Raw genomic sequence first — 17,207 nt, 5'->3', positions numbered from 1 at the left:
GCGCCTCGTGATTTCATCCTCTCAGCGCCAATCTTTCGAAATAAAATATTTATCTTTCATTTTGCGATCTATTTAACACTTTAAAACCTTTCAAAGTGATTAAAATCAGCCTGCAGTTAGCAAGAAAAATAACATGCTGAAGGAGAGAACAATGATTGACGTCGTGACCCACGGCGCAGAGTGGTTTATCGGCCTGTTTCAGAAAGGCGGCGAGGTATTTACCGGAATGGTGACCGGGATCCTCCCCTTGCTGATCAGTCTGCTGGTGATCATGAACGCGCTGATCAACTTTATCGGCCAGCAGCGGATCGAAAAACTGGCGCAGCGCTGCGCCGGGAACCCGATCTCCCGCTACCTGCTGTTGCCCTGCATCGGCACCTTTGTGTTTTGTAACCCGATGACCCTGAGCCTGGGCCGCTTTATGCCAGAGAAGTACAAGCCCAGCTATTACGCGGCGGCGTCCTACAGCTGCCACTCGATGAACGGCCTGTTTCCGCATATCAACCCCGGCGAGCTGTTCGTCTATCTCGGCATCGCCAACGGCCTCACCACCCTCGGCCTGCCGCTTGGGCCGCTGGCGGTGAGCTATCTGCTGGTCGGGCTGGTGACCAACTTCTTCCGCGGCTGGGTCACCGACCTGACCACCTCGATTTTCGAACGAAAAATGGCGATTCAGCTGGCTCAGAAAGTGCATCTGTCAGGAGCGACATCATGACCCGGATTCGTATTGAGAAAGGTACCGGCGGCTGGGGCGGCCCCCTTGAGCTCGACGTCGTCGAGGGCAAAAAGATCGTCTATATCACCGCCGGCACCCGCCCGGCGATCGTTGACCGCATCGCCAGCCTGACCGGCTGGCAGGCGGTGGACGGTTTTAAAGAGGGCGAACCGGCGGAAAGCGACATCGGCGTGGCGATTATCGACTGCGGAGGCACCCTGCGCTGCGGGCTCTACCCCAAGCGTCGCATCCCGACGGTGAATATCCATGCCACCGGCAAATCGGGGCCGCTGGCCCAGTACATCACAGAAGATATCTACGTCTCCGGCGTCAAAGAGGAGAACATTCAGCGCATCGCGACCGACAGCGCGGTAGCTCCCGAGCCGCCGGCGGAGAACAACCGCGCGGGTCGCGATTACGACGCCAGCAAAAAGATCACTGAACAGAGCGATGGCCTGCTGGCGAAGGTCGGGATGGGGATGGGCTCGGTGGTGGCGGTGCTGTTCCAGGCCGGGCGCGACACCATCGATACGGTGCTGAAGACCATTCTGCCGTTTATGGCCTTCGTCTCGGCGCTGATCGGCATCATCATGGCCTCCGGCATCGGCGACTGGATCGCTCATGGCCTGGCGCCGCTGGCCAGCCATCCGCTGGGTCTGGTGACCCTGGCGCTGATCTGCTCCTTCCCGCTGCTGTCGCCGTTTCTCGGCCCCGGCGCGGTTATCGCCCAGGTGATTGGCGTACTGATCGGCGTTCAGATCGGCCTCGGCAATATTCCCCCGCACCTCGCCCTGCCGGCGCTGTTCGCCATTAACGCCCAGGCCGCCTGCGATTTTATCCCGGTAGGCCTGTCGCTGGCTGAAGCCCGCCAGGATACCGTGCGCGTCGGCGTGCCGTCGGTGCTGGTCAGCCGCTTCCTGACCGGCGCGCCAACGGTGCTGATCGCGTGGTTCGTTTCCGGATTTATTTATCAATAAGAGGTGCCTGAAGATGACCGTGATTTACCAGACCACCATTACCCATATCGGCGCCAGCGCGACGATGGCGCTGGAGGAGCAGATGCTGATCACCTTCCGCGAAGGCGCCCCTGCCGATATCGAAGAGTACTGCTTTATTCACAACCACGGCGAGCTTGCCGGCGCGCTGCAGCCGGGCGCAGAGCTGCTGCTTGGCGAGCTGCGCTACCCGGTGACCGCCGTCGGCGAGGTCGCCGAACAAAACCTGCGCGAGCTGGGCCATATCACGCTGCGCTTTGATGGTCACCGCGAAGCGGAATTCCCCGGAACCGTGCACGTCGCGGGCCCGGTGCCGGAAGGCATCGCCACCGGCTGCGTACTGAAATTTGTTGCTTAACAGGAGAGAAAGATGAATCAGGTTGCTGTTGTCATTGGCGGTGGACAAACCTTAGGAGAGTTTCTGTGCCGCGGGCTGGCCGCCGAGGGCTACCGCGTGGCGGTGGTCGATATTCAGAGCGAAAAAGCCAGCCGCGTCGCCCAGGAGATTAACGCTGAATATGGCGAAGGCATGGCGTATGGCTTCGGCGCCGACGCCACCAGCGAGGCCAGCGTCACCGCGCTGGCCCACGGAGTGGATGAGATTTTCTCGCGTGTCGACCTGCTGGTGTACAGCGCCGGCATCGCTAAAGCGGCGTTTATTAGCGACTTTGCGCTGGGGGATTTCGACCGCTCGCTGCAGGTCAATCTGGTGGGCTACTTCCTCTGCGCCCGCGAGTTTTCCCGGCTGATGATCCGCGACGGCATTAAGGGACGCATCATTCAGATCAACTCGAAATCCGGCAAAGTGGGCAGCAAGCACAACTCCGGCTACAGCGCGGCGAAGTTCGGCGGCGTCGGCCTGACCCAGTCGCTGGCGCTGGATCTGGCGGAGTACGGCATTACCGTACACTCACTGATGCTCGGCAATCTGCTGAAGTCGCCGATGTTCCAGTCGCTGCTGCCGCAGTACGCCACCAAGCTCGGTATCGATGAGAGCGAGGTCGAGCAGTACTACATCGACAAGGTGCCCCTGAAGCGCGGTTGCGAATATCAGGATGTGCTGAACGTCCTGATGTTTTACGCCAGCCCGCAGGCGTCGTACTGCACCGGTCAGTCGATCAACGTTACCGGCGGCCAGGTGATGTTTTAAAGGGCTCCCGGATGGCGCCGCGCTTATCCGGGCTACAAAACGGTAGGTCGGGTAAGGCGTTAGCCGCCACCCGACAAAAATACGGCACCGCGGGTCGCTCGGGTTAGGCGCTCGCGCCGCGACCCGGGTTGTTCCCGGCCCCCTTAAGGAGACACCTATGGTTACCGCACTCATCACCGTCGCCGCCATCGCCTGGCTTACCCAACTGGCCTTCGGCGGCTGGCAGATCCGCCGCTTCAATCGCGCCTTCGACAGCCTGTGCCAGCAGGGTCGGGTGGGGGTCGGCCGCTCCGCCGGGCGCTTTCAACCGCGCGCCATCGTCGCTATCGCCGTTGATGATGACAACCGCATTTGCGACACGCTGCTGATGAAAGGCTTCACCATTTTCGCCCGACCGCAAAAAATCCCCGCGCTGGACGGCAAACATATCGGGGAATTGCAGCCTGATGTGATCTTTCCCCATGATCCGCGCTGTCAGAATGCACTATCATTAGCGCTTAATCCGAAACATGGATAATTTCGTTGTAAAAGTAAATATCTTGCGAAATTATCACTTCGAAACTTAAACGCAGGATAGACGCCTATGAAACCACGTCAGCGCCAGGCAGCCATTCTCGAGTTCCTGCAGTCGCAGGGAAAATGCTCGGTCGAAGAGCTGGCGCAACACTTCGATACTACCGGCACCACCATCCGCAAGGATCTGGTCACGCTGGAAAACGCCGGCACCGTCATTCGCACCTACGGTGGCGTGGTACTCAACAAAGATGAAGCCGATCCGCCGATCGATCATAAAACGCTGATCAACACCCATAAGAAAGCGCGCATCGCCGAAGCGGCGGTGCGCTTTATTCATGATGGCGACTCCCTCATCCTTGATGCCGGCAGCACGGTGCTGCAGATGGTCCCACTGCTCAGCCGCTTCAATAACATCACGGTGATGACCAACAGCCTGCATATCGTCAACGCCCTTGCCGAACTGGATAATGAACAGACTATCCTGATGCCCGGCGGCACCTTCCGCAAAAAATCGGCCTCCTTTCACGGCCAGCTGGCGGAAAACGCCTTCGAACAGTTCAGTTTCGACAAGCTGTTTATGGGCACCGACGGCATCGATCTGAACGCCGGCGTCACCACCTTCAATGAGGTGTATACCGTCAGCAAGGCGATGTGCAACGCCGCCCGCGAAGTGATCCTGATGGCCGACTCGTCAAAGTTTGGCCGTAAAAGCCCCAATATCGTCTGCGGCCTGGAGCGCGTGGATAAATTGATTACCGATGCCGATATTGACCCCGCATTCCAGCGGGCGCTGGAAGCCAAAGGCATAGAAGTCATCATTACTGGAGAACATCATGAGTAACTTTTTGTTAGAGGCCGGACGCCAGACCCTGATGCTGGAGCTACAGGAGGCGAGCCGCCTGCCGGAACGCCTGGGCGACGACTTCATCCGCGCGGCGGAAACCATCATCCACTGCGAGGGCAAACTGATTGTCTCCGGTATCGGTAAATCCGGTCATATCGGCAAAAAGCTGGCGGCGACTTTCGCCAGCACCGGCACCCCGGCCTTTTTTGTCCATCCGGCGGAAGCGCTGCACGGCGATCTTGGCATGCTCGACGGCCGCGACGTGATGCTGTTTATCTCCTACTCCGGCAGCGCGAAAGAGCTGGATCTGATCGTGCCGCGGCTGGAGGAAAAAGGTATCCCGCTGCTGGCGATGACCGGCAAATCCACCTCGCCGCTGGCGCTGGCGGCGAAAGCGGTGCTGGATATCGCCGTCGAGCGAGAGGCCTGTCCGATGCACCTGGCGCCGACCTCCAGCACCGTCAACACCCTGATGCTTGGCGATGCGCTGGCGATGGCGGTCATGCAGGCCCGCGGCTTCAATGAAGAGGATTTTGCCCGCTCCCACCCGGCAGGGGCGCTCGGCGCGCGTCTGCTGAACAAAGTGCATCACCTGATGCGCCGCGACGACGAAGTGCCGCGCGTCGGCACGGACGCCAACGTCATGAACGCAATGCTCGAGCTAAGCCGCACAGGGCTCGGCCTGGTGGCGGTCTGCGATGAGGCCAACCGCGTGCAGGGGGTCTTCACCGACGGCGACCTGCGCCGCTGGCTGGTGGGCGGCGGCACCTTAAACGACGGCGTCGCGCAGGCGATGACCCGCAACGGCGTGACGCTACAGGCGGAGAGCCGCGCGGTGGAAGCCAAAGAGCGGCTGATGAAGCACAAAATCAGCGCCGCGCCGGTAGTCGATGAAAACGGCCAACTGGTCGGCGCCATCAACCTGCAGAACTTTTACCAGGCCGGGATCCTTTAAGCCCCAGACGTTTCGCCAGCCGGTGCAGGTTGGCGACGTCGAGTTCCAGCGCGCGGGCGGTCGCCGCCCAGTTGCCCTGATGTGCCGCCAGCGCGCGGGCAATCGCCTCGCGCTGGAAATTATCCGTGGCTTCGCGCAGATTCACGTTGCCCATTGCCGGCGCCGCTGCCGCCGCCTCGGTCGGCAACGTCGGCGCAGTCGCCGTAAACTCGAAATGCTGCGGCTCCAGTACTATGTCATCGCCAGCCTGAGTAGCCCGCGCCAGCACCACCGCGCGGTGAATGGCATGCTCCAGTTCGCGCACGTTGCCCGGCCACGACCACTGCTGCAGCCTGTTTCGCGTTGCCTCACTTAAAATTACCCGCGCCAGCCCCATCCGCAGGCGGCACTGCTCGCAAAAATAGCCAGCCAGCAGCACCACGTCATTTTCCCGCTCGCGCAGCGCCGGAACCGACAGCGGGAAGACGCTCAGCCGGTGATAGAGGTCGGCGCGAAAGCGCCCTTCCACCACCTCCTGGCGCAGATCGCGGTTGGTGGCCGCCAGCACCCGCACATCGACCCGCAGGCTGCGGTCATCGCCGACACGCTGAATATCGCCATACTGCAGGACGCGCAGCAGCTTCGCCTGCAGCGCCAGCGACAGCTCGCCGATTTCGTCGAGGAACAGCGTGCCGTTATCGGCCATCTCAAATTTGCCGCTACGGTTGCTGATAGCCCCGGTAAACGCCCCTTTCACGTGACCGAACAGCTCGCTCTCCGCCACGCTCTCCGGCAGCGCCGCGCAGTTGAGGTACACCAGCGGGTTAGCCGCTCGCGGCGATCCCTGATGCACCGCCTTCGCCACCAGCTCCTTACCGGTCCCCGTTTCGCCGCTGATCAGCACGTTCAAATCCGAGGCGGCGACAATCTCGATCTCTTTTTTCAGCTGCAGCATCGGCGCCGACAGGCCGATGATCTCCTGACGCTCCGGCTGCGGGTAATTCACCACCTGCGCGGGCAGGACGTTTTGCGCTTCAAGGCGGGCGATAAGCAGCGCGTTATTCAGCGCCCCGGCCACCAGCGCGGCAATCAGTCGCAGCTCTTCATCGCTGAAGCTGTCGAAGCGGTCGGCATCCATGCCGTCAAGAGTTAGCGCGCCGATCAGCGTTTGCCCGGCAAACAGCGGCAACCCCACGCAGGCGTGAACCTTGAGGCTCTCCTGGCCGGGGATCAGGCCGTCATAGGGGTCCGGCAGGTCGCTGTCCGCCGGGAAGCGCACCACATCGCCGGCGCGGGCGATAGCCTCCAGCCGCGGATGCCCATCCAGTGCAAAGCGCCGGCCAAGCACATCCTGCGCCAGACCATCGATCGCCAGCGGCACAAACTGATGGGCCTCATAGCGCAGCAGCGCCGAGGCGTCGCAGCCAAGGATCTGCCGCAGGGTGGCGATCAGGCGCGAAAAGCGGTCGACGTGGCCGATATCGCTTTGTAAATCAATGGCGATTCTCGCCAGCGCCTCGACGGAAAAACTCATCATCGCTCCATTGTCATTTTGACAGCCAAAATAGTCATAGCGACTATTTTAATCATTGTCATTTTGACAGCAACTAAAATCATGAAAATTTAAAAAATGCTTTTATTCAATAAGTTAAAAAACTGGCACGCAACTTGTAATACATCAATCAACTGACTTTGAACACACTGTATTAATTGAGGTTGCTATGTCTATTGTGGTGAAAAATAACATTCTTTGGGTTGGCCAACGTGACTGGGAAGTGCGTGATTTCCACGGCACCGAATATAAAACGCTGCGCGGCAGCAGCTATAACAGCTATCTCATCCGCGAAGAGAAAAACGTGCTGATCGATACCGTCGATCATAAATTCAGCCGCGAGTTCGTGCAGAATCTGCGCCGCGAAATCGACCTCGCCGACCTCGACTACATCGTTATTAACCACGCCGAAGAGGACCACGCCGGCGCGTTGACTGAGCTGATGATGCAGATCCCGGATACGCCGATCTACTGCACCGCCAACGCCATCGACTCCATCAACGGCCACCACCACCATCCGGAGTGGAACTTCCACGTGGTGAAAACGGGCGATACCCTCGATATCGGCAACGGTAAGCAGCTGATCTTCGTGGAAACGCCAATGCTGCACTGGCCGGACAGCATGATGACTTACCTGACCGGCGACGCGGTGCTGTTCAGCAATGACGCCTTCGGCCAGCACTACTGCGACGAACATCTGTTCAACGATGAAGTGGACCAGACTGAACTGTACGAACAGTGCCAGCGCTACTACGCCAACATCCTGACGCCCTTCAGCCGCCTGGTGACGCCGAAAATTAACGAAATTCTCGGCTTCAACCTGCCGGTAGCGATGATTGCCACCTCCCACGGCGTGGTCTGGCGCGATAACCCGACGCAAATCGTCGAGAAATACCTCGAATGGGCGGCGGATTATCAGGAAGATCGCATCACGATTTTCTACGACACCATGTCCAACAACACCCGCATGATGGCGGACGCCATTGCCCAGGGGATCACCGAGGTCGACCCACGGGTGGCGGTGAAAATCTTTAACGTCGCCCGCAGCGACAAAAACGACATTCTGACCAACGTTTTCCGCTCAAAAGGCGTGCTGGTGGGCACCTCCACCATGAACAACGTCATGATGCCGAAAATTGCCGGGCTGGTGGAAGAGATGACCGGGCTGCGTTTTCGCAACAAACGCGCCAGCGCCTTTGGCTCCCACGGCTGGAGCGGCGGCGCGGTAGACCGCCTGTCCACTCGCCTGCAGGATGCCGGGTTTGAAATGTCCCTGAGTCTGAAGGCCAAATGGCGCCCGGATATCGACGCGCTCGAACTGTGCCGCCAACACGGGCGCGACATCGCCCGCCAGTGGGCGCTCGCTCCACTGCCGGTTGCTGAAGCGACAGTCACGCCGGAACAACAGGAGTGCGCCTGTGCCGCCGCCGCGGCCGCCGATCTCGGTCCCATGATGCAGTGCAGCGTCTGCCAGTGGGTGTATGACCCGGCGAAAGGCGAACCTAACCAGGATGTGCAGCCGGGTACGCCGTGGAGCGACGTGCCGGATAACTTCCTCTGCCCTGAATGTTCGCTGGGTAAAGATGTGTTTGATGTTCTGGCGACGGAGGCAAAATGAGTGATGGCATCGTCATCATCGGCTCGGGCTTCGCGGCCCGCCAGCTGGTGAAAAATATTCGTAAGCAGGATGCCGAGATCCCGCTGACCCTCATCGCCGCCGACAGCATGGATGAGTATAACAAGCCCGATCTCAGCCACGTCATCAGCCGCGGACAGCACGCCGACGATCTGACTCTGCAAAGCGCCGGCGAGTTCGCCGAACAGTACCACCTGCGCTTGTTTCCCCATACCTGGGTGAGCGATATCGACGCTGAAAACCATCGGGTGAAAAGCCTGGATAAGCAGTGGCGCTACGACAAACTGGTGCTGGCCACCGGCGCCACGCCGTTTATCCCCCCGGTGCCGGGCCGCGAGCTGATGCTAACGCTGAACAGCCAGCGCGAATATGGCGCGGCGCAGAGCCAGCTCCGCGACGCCAGGCGGGTGCTGATCGTCGGCGGCGGCCTGATTGGCTGCGAGCTGGCGATGGATTTCTGTCGCGCCGGTAAAGCGGTAACGGTGGTCGATAATGCCGCCAGCGTGCTGGCGGCGCTGATGCCGCCGGAGGTCAGCAGCCGTCTGCAGCATCGCCTCACCGGGATGGGCGTCCATCTGATGTTAAAAACGCAGCTGGAAAGGCTTGAACACACCGCCGACGGCATCCGCGTCAGTCTCGACCGCCAGCGCGCGATAACCGTCGATGCGGTGGTGGCCGCCGCCGGCCTGCTCCCGGAAACCTCGCTGGCGCGCCACACCGGACTGCAGATTAACCGCGGCGTGGTGGTCAATAGCCAGCTGCAAACCAGCGACCCGGCGATTTACGCCCTCGGCGACTGTGCGGAAATCAACGGTACGGTACTGCCGTTCCTGCAGCCGATTTTGCTCAGCGCCATGTGCCTGAGTAAAAACCTGCTGGCGCAGGCGGGCGAACTCAAGCTGCCGCCAATGCTGGTGAAGGTGAAGACCCCGGATCTGCCGCTGCATCTGGCCGGCGACACCCGCCGCGAGGATCTGACGTGGAACATCGTGGCCGCCAAAGAGGGGCTGGTGGCGAAAGGGCTGGATGCGGCGAATCAACTGCGCGCCTTTGTGGTCAGCGAAGACAAGATGAAAGACGCCTTCGCGCTGCTCAAACAACTGGTGAGTGAATGACCTTCCAGGCAGCCCTGTTTTGCCGTTAGTTTGCCGGGTGGCGCTACGCTTACCCGGCCTACGGATCGTGCGACCTGTCGTTAATATATTCACCATGGTTGCTGAAACTGCCGGTGCTGACGGCCTCAAAATCGCTGAGACGTTCCCGGAAGGCCGGGGCAGCCCGCATGGATGCGGGCTGAGGGCCGTGTTTTGCACGGACGCTGCCTCGGCCCGACCCGAAGCCTGCAGGGATAAGTCGAAGGGACCGCGTAGCGGCGATTTTGCTGGCCGGAGCCCGGGGGTACAGGGGGCGGCGGCGACTGGCCGCCCCCTGTGCGCTCCCTGCGCCATGCCAGGCATAACGCAGAAGATTAACCGGGAGCGCAATGTACGCTGAAATCACACGCGACAGACGCTTTTTGCCGGAGTGAGAAAATGGCAATCCAATAACCGTATCTGCAATACACGCATCCCTGTTGCGCCGCCAGTTTGCCGGGTGGCGCTACGCTTACCCGGCCTACGGATGTAGCCCGTAAGCTCAGATACGGTAGGCCCGCGCAAGCGCAGCGCCGCCGGGCAAGCGTTCATTACCTCCCAGGTAACCCTGTTGCACGGTTAGTTTGCCGGGTGGCGCTACGCTTACCCGGCCTACGGATGTAGCCCGTAAGCCCAGATACGGTAGGCCCGCGCAAGCGCAGCGCCGTCGGGCAAGCGTTCATTACCTCCCTGGTAACCCTGTTGCACGGTTAGTTTGCCGGGTGGCGGCTGCGCCTTACCCGGCCTGGAGGGTTCGTGCGACCTGTCGTTGATTTACCCACTTGCGCGACTGAAACTGCCTGTGCTGGCGGCCTCAAAATCGCTGAGACGTTCCCGGAAGGCCGGGGCAGCCCGCATGGATGCGGGCTGAGGGCCGTGTTTTGCACGGACGCTGCCTCGGCCCGACCCGAAGCCTGCAGGGATAAGTCGAAGGTACCGCGTAGCGGCGATTTTGCTGGCCGGAGCCCGGGGGTACAGGGGGCGGCGGCGACTGGCCGCCCCCTGTGCGCTCCCTGCGCCATGCCAGGCATAACGCAGAAGATTAACCGGGAGCGCAATGTACGCTGAAATCACACGCGACAGACGCTTTTTGCCGGAGTGAGAAAATGGCAATCCAATAACCGTATCTGCAACACACGCATCCCTGTTACGCCGCCATTTTGCCGGCTGGCGCTACGCTTACCCGGCCTACGGATGTAGCCCGTAAGCCCAGATACGGTAGGCCCGCGCAAGCGCAGCGCCGCCGGGCGAGCATAGCTCACCTCCAAGGCAGCCCTGTTGCACGGTTAGTTTGCCGGGTGGCGCTACGCTTACCCGACCTGCGGATGCCGCCCGTAAGCTCATCAGGGCAAAATAATTAACCGGAAGCGCAGGTTCGATTAACACTTAATACGTTGTTTCTGTCTGAGCCGACTCCTGCAGCGCCTGCAGAATATTGGCCGCGGCAGCGATCCCCATTTTCACGTAAGAGGCATCGCTTACGCCGCCCACATGCGGAGACAGAATCACATTATCGATCGCCTGCCAGATGTGGGGCGTGGTTAATGGTTCACTGTTAAAGCTGTCGAGCGCCGCCCAGCGCAAGGTCCCCGCTTTTAATGCCGCGGCCAGCGCCGCATCGTCAATCAACCCGCCGCGCGCGGTATTGACCAGGATGGCGCCCGGCTTACACTGCGCCAGCGTGGCGGCATTGATCATTCCCCTGTTTTGTTGCGTCAAGGGGCAATGAAGGGACAGCACATCGGCCTGCATGAGCAGATCGTTAAGTTCAGCAACACGTTCACATCCCGGCGGGACCGCTTTCGCATAGGGATCGTAAGCCAGAACCTTCATACCAAAGGCACAGGCAATCTTCGCCACCCGGCTGCCAATGGCGCCCAGGCCGATGAGTCCCAGCGTTCTGCCCTCAAGCTCAAGCGATTTATGCGTGGATTTATCCCAGTGCCCTTCACGCAGGCGGCGGTCGAGCGGAATGACCGACTTAGCACAGGCCAAAATTAATGCCCAGGTATGTTCGGACACCGCGGCGGCATTCGCCCCGATCGCTGCGCGAACCAGAATGCCGCGCGCGGCAGCCGCCTCGACGTCAATAACATCAATGCCGCTGCCATGTTTGGCAATCACCTTCAATGCCGGGGCCGCATCCATAACGGCGGCAGTAATGTGGCCATAGCGCACCAGGATCGCGACGGGATTGTGCTGCTGGCACAAAGCGATCAGCTGGGCCTCTGTAGGCTGGCGGCCGGCAAAGACAAGTTCGTAATCTTCCAGCATCCCCAGCGCCGCGTCAGCCAAATCGCTGCCGGTAATCAGTACCACGTTTTTAGCACTCATGGCAGCGTCTCCCCTTCGCTCAGCATCCCCGCCTGACGCAGGGCGCCCTCCAGCCAGTGCGGACGTAGATCGCCATCGCGGATAGCAACCAGACGTTTTGCTTCCATCTCCAGTTTGCCTTTCGCCAGTTCGATGATGGTGCGGACTTCCTCGCGTGGGATAACGACCACGCCGTCAATATCCCCGACCACTAAGTCCCCCGCCTGCACCGCGGCGCCGCCGACCGAAATGGCATGATTGACCCGGCCAGGAATGAACTTGGTCGGGCCGCACGGGTTCAGGCCGGCAGCGAACACCGGGAAGCGTTGTTTGCTTAAGGTCTCCGCATCGCGAACGGCGCCATCGATAACGATCCCGGCGATACCGCTGGCCTGCGCCTGCGTGGCCATGATCTCCCCCAGCAGCGCGCAGGAGAGATCGCCTTTCCCGTCGATCACTAATACATCGCCAGGTTTAGCGACGGCCATTGCGGCGTGAATAGCCAGGTTATCCCCCGGGCGGACCTCGACGGTAATCGCCGGCCCGGCGACCGCCATATGCGGCGCCAGCGGCTTGATGCGGCCATGTAATGTGCCACGGCGTCCGGCCACGTCAGCCAGAATGGCGGCCTGAAATTCGGCGGCCTGACGGACTTCTTCCGCGGTAACACGCGCAATAGCAAAATTGATGAGTTTCTGTTGCGAAGCAGGCATGGTGACTCTCCATTTGTTTTACTAGATACAACTCATGTGTACTATATAAAACAACCATACGTGCATTGCTTCGCTTTTCGCCAGTGTTGCGAAGTTGTTTGTGATGTAAACACGAAGTTACTCACAAAATTCAGGTACAATTTTGTTCGGCAAAAAGGAGAACATGATGGGGAATGAAGGCGTAATTGCCGTTGAAAAGGCGCTGGCTTTGCTTGATTGCTTCCGTCCCGGTAATGACAGTCTGACGTTAACGGAGCTGGCCCAGCTTTCGGGATATCACAAAACAACCGTTTATCGCCTGATGAATTCGCTTGAGCGAATGAACTACATCATCCGGCACGACGATGGCACCTATACGCTCGGCCACCGTCTGCTCTATCTTGGCAAGCTCTATGAGCAATCATTTGAACTTGCCAGAGTGGTACAGCCGGAATTGCAGGCGCTGTCACAGGCCTCCAGCGAAAGCGCAAGCTGGTATGTGATTGAGGGCGGACAACGCCTGTGTCTGTTCCGCGCCGAAGCCTCCCAGGGATTGCGCCACAGCAACCTGCCTGGCAGCCAGTTCCCGCTGGATGGTTCCGCTATCAGTAAGGTTTTACGCCGCTGGGGATTGGGTGAATCGTTGCCGGAAGACGAACCGACGCTGCCGTTCTATACCTCCGGCGCGCGCGACCCGCACACCGCGGCCTTCGCCATGCCAGTGTTTGGCGTTCACGATAAACTGATCGCGGCGCTGGCCCTGACCGGGCCGGCATCGCGTCTGACGGAAGATCGTAAAGCGAGCGGCATCAGCCAGCTCATGCAGGAGACGGCCAACCGCCTGTCGCTCAAGCTAGGCGCCAGCAAGACATTCTGCGAAACGTTTTACGGTGTGAAAGAGTAAGCTTTGCTGAGAAGGCGGGAAAAATCCCGCCTTTGCTTATTAATGGGTCATCTGTTTTTCCTGCCTGGCCGTCTGCGAGTAACGGCGCCCCATGGCCAGCACCGCAATGCCGCCTGCCAGACACAAGCCTGCCAGCGGGAGCATCGCCAGCGTATGGCTTCCTGTCCGTTCGCTAATCATGCCGTAGGCATTCACCATCACCGCGCCGCCAATCAGGTTGGCGATCGCCCCGATGGCCGCCAGCCCTGCGGCGGCTGAGGTGCTGCTCATCCAGCCCGACGCCAGCGCCCAGAAGGGCCCCTTCATCGCATAAGCGCCAATCAGAATGGTGCTGAGGATCGCAATGGTGGCCGGCAGCGACAGATTGATAAACGCCGCAAACACGCCGCCCGCGATCATAAAGAGGGTGAGCGCCGTGTGCCAGCGGCGTTCATTACTTCGATCCGAACTGCGCCCCCAGACAATCATCAGCACCGAGGCCAGACCATAGGGGATGGCATTAAGCAGCCCGGTGGTCAGGTTATCCAGATGGAACGACTTCAGCAGCTGGGGAGACCAGACGCTAAGGGTCGTGCCGGCGGAGGAGGCGCCGGCGTAAATCAGCGCCATGAGCCAGATTTGACGATGCTTCAACAGTTGCCAGGTGGAGGTGTGGCCGATCTGTTTCTGCTGTTGGCGCTCCGCCTGAAGCGTGTTTTCCAGCCATGCTTTCTGACGATCGTTTAACCAGCCAGCCTGGTGTGGACGGTCCCGCAAGATGAAAAACGCGGCTATCCCCAGCAGGACCGCCGGCAGCCCTTCAATAATGAATAACAGATGCCAGCCGCGCAGGCCTAACCACCCATCCATCATCAGTATCAACCCGGAAAGCGGGGAGCCGATAAAGTTAGCCAGCGGAATGGCCACCATAAACGAGGCGATGATCCGCGCCCGGTAGCGCGACGGGATCCACCAGGTAAGATAGAGCACCACGCCCGGGAAAAAGCCCGCTTCGGCAGCCCCCAGCAAAAAGCGTACGATGTAAAGGGAGGTGGTATTTTGCACCAGCGCCATACACATCGATACCACTCCCCAGCTGATCATAATGCGCGGGATCCACAATCGTGCCCCCACCTTCTGCATCGCCAGGTTGCTGGGTACTTCAAAGATAAAGTAGGCCACAAAATACAAGCTGCTGGCGAAGCCGAAAGCCGCCTTACTCAGGCCCAGATCCTGATTCATCTGCAGCGCCGCCATGCCTATGTTGCCGCGGTCAATAATCGATACCAGGTAGCTCACCACCAGGAAAGGCAGGATGCGCCAGATAACCCGTCGCATGGTTTCTTTTTCCAGCGCGTCGTTATCGCTCGCGCGGTGCGGTAATTGATCGGTCATGGTTTCCTCGCAGGGTTTCATTATGTTTATCAGGAAAACGATGTAGAGATGAAATAAGTTACTTCAGCTTGATGCCTCTGGTTTCCGGCGCTCGCCACACCACCAGCATCGCCGCAAGGAAAGCAACCACGGTCGTCGCCAGTCCCGCGGTGAAACCGCCAGCGTTGGCGACAGCGCCAATCAGTAGCGGCGCAATAAATCCGCCCAGACGGCCTCCGTTATAGGCGAGCCCCATCAGGAAGCCCCGGGATGAGGTGTCCCCGATGATTTCCGCCAGGAAGGGTCCCGAGCCCGCAAAAATACCGTTAACCCCGAAACCGGCCATGAAAATCGCCACCATCAGAATGAAGGGTTGCGTGGTCACAAGGTACAGCGCGACGGCAATGGCGCCGGTTAACAGATAAATCAGGAACATCGGACGGCGTCCCCACTTATCCGCCAGCACCGAAAACACCAGAAAACCCGCGATGGCCCCAGCCTGCAGCGCAAGTACAAACTTCAGGCTGTGCAAAAAATCCAGATGTTTGACTTCCCGCAGATAGGTGGGTGTCCAGGTAAATACCCCCCAGAACAGATACTGAATAAAAAAGATAAAGACAAAGGCCAACAGCAGACCTCGCAGATTCTGTTTACCCAGCTTGACGGCAGGTTGACGACTCGTCGCCTTCGCCTGTTGACGAGCAAGCCAAACCTGCGATTCCGGTGTGAACCAGGCGACCACACTCATAATGAATACCGGCAGCGCGCCGATCATAAACAGATAGCGCCATGCACCCTGCTCCAGGCCGCCGTTGACCGAGCTGACGATTGCCGTCAGGCTGATAGCCAGAATCGCGCCAACAGGTAAGCCCATTTGCATCAACGCGCCGCCGCGCGCGCGCCGTTCAGGTCGCCAGGTTTCAGCAATCAGCGCCGCGCCCGAGGTCCACATTCCGCCCATACCCAGCGCGCCGCAAAAACGTAAAAGCGCGAAATGTTGTTGATCGTGCGTAAAGGCTAACAGGCCGGAAAAGAGTGAATAGATGGCGATACAGATCAGCGCCGTTTTCACACGCCCAATTTTATCGGCGATAAAACCAAACAGGATCCCGCCAATAATCTGCCCCCCGGCCGTGACGCTGATAAACAGCCCAAGCTCGGTTTTATTAATACCGAACACCACGCCCAGCACTGGCAACAGCAATTAAAGCAGAAAGGAGTCGTAGCTTTCAAATGTCCAGCCAAGGCCGCCCAGCGCCAGCGTCCGCCTCTCAGCGACGCGTTGTGGCAATGCGTCAGGCGTCGCTTTAGTCGCAGTAAATTGATTTAGCTCGCTTTTACTGGTCATTGATATTCTCCACAGAGGTTAACCGATAACAGGTTGCGGCGGTACGCCAGAACAACTGCGCCTGTTCGTCAGGGGACGCCTGTTGCGCCAGGCGTTTGCAGGCGTTCCAGAAAACGCCGTAGCTGAACATGCCTTTATCGACGGGAAAGTTGCTGGCGAACATGCAGCGTTCGGCACCGAAAAGAGAAACGATGGTCTCAAACCACGGCATCCATGCCTGTGCCAGCATTTGCGAATCCGGCGGCGTCTCTGCCGCTGCGAAGTGAAATCCCCTGACCGTCATCCCAAAGCCGCTAATTTTTACGCATACGTTCGGCAGTTCCGCCAGACGTCGCATACCGTTTCGCCACTGCTGAAACATGTCCGGATCCCGTTCTGAACAGGGTCCAACGCCGACCGGCCCGCCGCAGTGATCGATCACAATCTGTAACGTTGGTATTTCCCGCGCCAGATCGGCAATCTCCTCCAGCTGCGTGTGGTAAACCCATACATCGAGCGACAATGCATGCCTCGCGAGACAGGCAGCGCCCCGGCGGAACGGAGCGCTCTGCGCCAGGCCTGCCGGTGGCGTAACCGGGCTGGAGGTAACCCGCGGATCGGGATGCCAGGCCAACGGATTGCGCATCCCACGCAGCCGCCCGCCGGATAACGCTATCGCGCGCTCAATGGCAGGCTGCATCGCGTCCCCCGCCAGTAAACTGAGCCCGCCGATGATGGCTTCGCATCCGAGCGCGTTTGCATAATGTCCGCTGGCGAACATCGCGGCGATACCGCTGGCAAACTCGATTTCACCAAGCGGTTTAAGCGTCTCCGGCCCGTCGCGACGCAACATAGAGCGGCATTGCACATAGACCGATGAGACAACGCGATGCCCTGAGGTCTGGATATCGTCGCTGAACTCATGGGTGAGATAGCGGCCGGTTTGCCGATCCCAAAGATGATGATGCGCATCAATGATGGGCAGCTCGGGTTGTAATGGCGCTTCACGATGTAACGCAAGCCACTCGTTTCTGACCGCAAGGTGCGGCGCGGTAACGATCTCCATGAACACCTCGTTTTGTTTTACCCTGTACAACAGTGTTTTATTTTACAAAACTACTATAACGAGGCCGCCGTGTTTTT

At 59.5% G+C, this 17,207-nt stretch carries 15 protein-coding genes and 1 pseudogene; 10 read left to right on the top strand and 6 right to left on the bottom strand.

Going from position 1 to position 17,207, the window contains the following annotated elements; translation table 11 throughout:
- Positions 1 to 151 precede the first annotated feature (151 nt).
- From srlA to gutQ, 7 genes are all read left to right on the top strand, one after another.
- Positions 152 to 715, top strand: a complete 564-nt coding sequence (srlA, locus tag L2I46_RS06190) for a PTS glucitol/sorbitol transporter subunit IIC (protein ID WP_004205677.1) — start codon at positions 152 to 154, stop codon at positions 713 to 715.
- A complete protein-coding gene (gene srlE, locus L2I46_RS06185) occupies positions 712 to 1,692 on the top strand; it encodes a PTS glucitol/sorbitol transporter subunit IIB (RefSeq protein ID WP_032453820.1) in 981 nt (326 codons plus the stop codon). The genes srlA and srlE overlap by 4 nt, the downstream gene beginning before the upstream one ends.
- A gap of 13 nt (positions 1,693 to 1,705) precedes the next feature.
- Positions 1,706 to 2,068 carry a PTS glucitol/sorbitol transporter subunit IIA gene (gene srlB, locus L2I46_RS06180; protein WP_117129169.1) on the top strand — a complete coding sequence of 121 codons (363 nt, stop codon included), beginning with the start codon at positions 1,706 to 1,708 and terminating at the stop codon, positions 2,066 to 2,068.
- A gap of 12 nt (positions 2,069 to 2,080) precedes the next feature.
- Positions 2,081 to 2,860, top strand: coding sequence for a sorbitol-6-phosphate dehydrogenase (gene srlD, locus L2I46_RS06175; RefSeq protein WP_002914815.1), 780 nt, complete (start codon positions 2,081 to 2,083; stop codon positions 2,858 to 2,860).
- A 157-nt stretch (positions 2,861 to 3,017) separates the two neighbouring features.
- Positions 3,018 to 3,377, top strand: a complete 360-nt coding sequence (gene gutM / locus L2I46_RS06170; RefSeq protein WP_023290773.1) for a transcriptional regulator GutM — start codon at positions 3,018 to 3,020, stop codon at positions 3,375 to 3,377.
- A 66-nt stretch (positions 3,378 to 3,443) separates the two neighbouring features.
- The gene (gene srlR, locus L2I46_RS06165) at positions 3,444 to 4,217 is read left to right on the top strand and encodes a glucitol operon DNA-binding transcriptional repressor SrlR (protein WP_004205671.1); all 774 of its coding nucleotides are present in this window, start codon (positions 3,444 to 3,446) and stop codon (positions 4,215 to 4,217) included.
- The gene (gene gutQ / locus L2I46_RS06160) at positions 4,210 to 5,175 is read left to right on the top strand and encodes an arabinose-5-phosphate isomerase GutQ (protein WP_032453823.1); all 966 of its coding nucleotides are present in this window, start codon (positions 4,210 to 4,212) and stop codon (positions 5,173 to 5,175) included. The genes srlR and gutQ overlap by 8 nt, the downstream gene beginning before the upstream one ends.
- Here gutQ and norR read toward each other — a convergent pair.
- On the bottom strand, positions 5,138 to 6,688 hold the full coding sequence (norR, locus tag L2I46_RS06155) for a nitric oxide reductase transcriptional regulator NorR (protein ID WP_048335079.1): 1,551 nt from the start codon (positions 6,686 to 6,688) through the stop codon (positions 5,138 to 5,140). The genes gutQ and norR overlap by 38 nt on opposite strands.
- A 187-nt stretch (positions 6,689 to 6,875) precedes the next feature.
- On the opposite strand from norR, the gene norV reads away from it, so the two are divergent.
- Both norV and norW read left to right on the top strand, forming a co-directional pair.
- Positions 6,876 to 8,324, top strand: coding sequence for an anaerobic nitric oxide reductase flavorubredoxin (gene norV / locus L2I46_RS06150; protein WP_023290776.1), 1,449 nt, complete (start codon positions 6,876 to 6,878; stop codon positions 8,322 to 8,324).
- Positions 8,321 to 9,457: an NADH:flavorubredoxin reductase NorW gene (norW, locus tag L2I46_RS06145; protein WP_236947621.1), complete on the top strand. Its 1,137-nt coding sequence runs from the start codon at positions 8,321 to 8,323 to the stop codon at positions 9,455 to 9,457. Before norV ends, norW begins: the two co-directional genes overlap by 4 nt.
- Before the next feature lie 1,404 nt (positions 9,458 to 10,861).
- Here norW and L2I46_RS06140 read toward each other — a convergent pair.
- Positions 10,862 to 11,809, bottom strand: coding sequence for a hydroxyacid dehydrogenase (locus L2I46_RS06140; protein WP_117136203.1), 948 nt, complete (start codon positions 11,807 to 11,809; stop codon positions 10,862 to 10,864).
- Positions 11,806 to 12,501, bottom strand: coding sequence for a diguanylate cyclase (locus L2I46_RS06135; protein ID WP_032453868.1), 696 nt, complete (start codon positions 12,499 to 12,501; stop codon positions 11,806 to 11,808). The genes L2I46_RS06140 and L2I46_RS06135 overlap by 4 nt, the downstream gene beginning before the upstream one ends.
- Before the next feature lie 166 nt (positions 12,502 to 12,667).
- Between L2I46_RS06135 and L2I46_RS06130 the strand changes: the two genes are divergently transcribed.
- Positions 12,668 to 13,384: an IclR family transcriptional regulator gene (locus L2I46_RS06130; RefSeq protein WP_023290781.1), complete on the top strand. Its 717-nt coding sequence runs from the start codon at positions 12,668 to 12,670 to the stop codon at positions 13,382 to 13,384.
- Between the two features lie 39 nt (positions 13,385 to 13,423).
- On the opposite strand, the gene L2I46_RS06125 is transcribed toward L2I46_RS06130, so the two are convergent.
- The 3 genes and pseudogenes from L2I46_RS06125 to L2I46_RS06110 all read right to left on the bottom strand — a co-directional run bounded on the left by L2I46_RS06125 (position 13,424) and on the right by L2I46_RS06110 (position 17,130).
- Complete coding sequence (locus L2I46_RS06125; RefSeq protein WP_023290782.1) at positions 13,424 to 14,758, bottom strand: MFS transporter; 1,335 nt, start codon at positions 14,756 to 14,758, stop codon at positions 13,424 to 13,426.
- A gap of 58 nt (positions 14,759 to 14,816) precedes the next feature.
- Positions 14,817 to 16,085: pseudogene (locus L2I46_RS06120) on the bottom strand (MFS transporter).
- Positions 16,075 to 17,130 carry an amidohydrolase family protein gene (locus L2I46_RS06110; RefSeq protein WP_032453872.1) on the bottom strand — a complete coding sequence of 352 codons (1,056 nt, stop codon included), beginning with the start codon at positions 17,128 to 17,130 and terminating at the stop codon, positions 16,075 to 16,077. The pseudogene L2I46_RS06120 and the gene L2I46_RS06110 overlap by 11 nt, the downstream one beginning before the upstream one ends.
- Positions 17,131 to 17,207: the final 77 nt, after the last annotated feature.

It is taken from the genome of Klebsiella sp. 2019SCSN059 (assembly GCF_021739525.1).
Classification (GTDB): Bacteria; Pseudomonadota; Gammaproteobacteria; order Enterobacterales; family Enterobacteriaceae; genus Klebsiella; species Klebsiella quasipneumoniae.
This window is presented reverse-complemented; position numbering and strand designations above follow the sequence as displayed.

Bases quoted from the DNA above. Each gene is read 5' to 3' on its own strand.
- srlA (WP_004205677.1), top strand. From the start codon at position 152: ATGATTGACGTCGTGACCCACGGCGCAGAGTGGTTTATCGGCCTGTTT.
- srlE (WP_032453820.1), top strand. From the start codon at position 712: ATGACCCGGATTCGTATTGAGAAAGGTACCGGCGGCTGGGGCGGCCCC.
- srlB (WP_117129169.1), top strand. From the start codon at position 1,706: ATGACCGTGATTTACCAGACCACCATTACCCATATCGGCGCCAGCGCG.
- srlD (WP_002914815.1), top strand. From the start codon at position 2,081: ATGAATCAGGTTGCTGTTGTCATTGGCGGTGGACAAACCTTAGGAGAG.
- gutM (WP_023290773.1), top strand. From the start codon at position 3,018: ATGGTTACCGCACTCATCACCGTCGCCGCCATCGCCTGGCTTACCCAA.
- srlR (WP_004205671.1), top strand. From the start codon at position 3,444: ATGAAACCACGTCAGCGCCAGGCAGCCATTCTCGAGTTCCTGCAGTCG.
- gutQ (WP_032453823.1), top strand. From the start codon at position 4,210: ATGAGTAACTTTTTGTTAGAGGCCGGACGCCAGACCCTGATGCTGGAG.
- norR (WP_048335079.1), bottom strand. From the start codon at position 6,688: ATGAGTTTTTCCGTCGAGGCGCTGGCGAGAATCGCCATTGATTTACAA.
- norV (WP_023290776.1), top strand. From the start codon at position 6,876: ATGTCTATTGTGGTGAAAAATAACATTCTTTGGGTTGGCCAACGTGAC.
- norW (WP_236947621.1), top strand. From the start codon at position 8,321: ATGAGTGATGGCATCGTCATCATCGGCTCGGGCTTCGCGGCCCGCCAG.
- L2I46_RS06140 (WP_117136203.1), bottom strand. From the start codon at position 11,809: ATGAGTGCTAAAAACGTGGTACTGATTACCGGCAGCGATTTGGCTGAC.
- L2I46_RS06135 (WP_032453868.1), bottom strand. From the start codon at position 12,501: ATGCCTGCTTCGCAACAGAAACTCATCAATTTTGCTATTGCGCGTGTT.
- L2I46_RS06130 (WP_023290781.1), top strand. From the start codon at position 12,668: ATGGGGAATGAAGGCGTAATTGCCGTTGAAAAGGCGCTGGCTTTGCTT.
- L2I46_RS06125 (WP_023290782.1), bottom strand. From the start codon at position 14,758: ATGACCGATCAATTACCGCACCGCGCGAGCGATAACGACGCGCTGGAA.
- L2I46_RS06110 (WP_032453872.1), bottom strand. From the start codon at position 17,130: ATGGAGATCGTTACCGCGCCGCACCTTGCGGTCAGAAACGAGTGGCTT.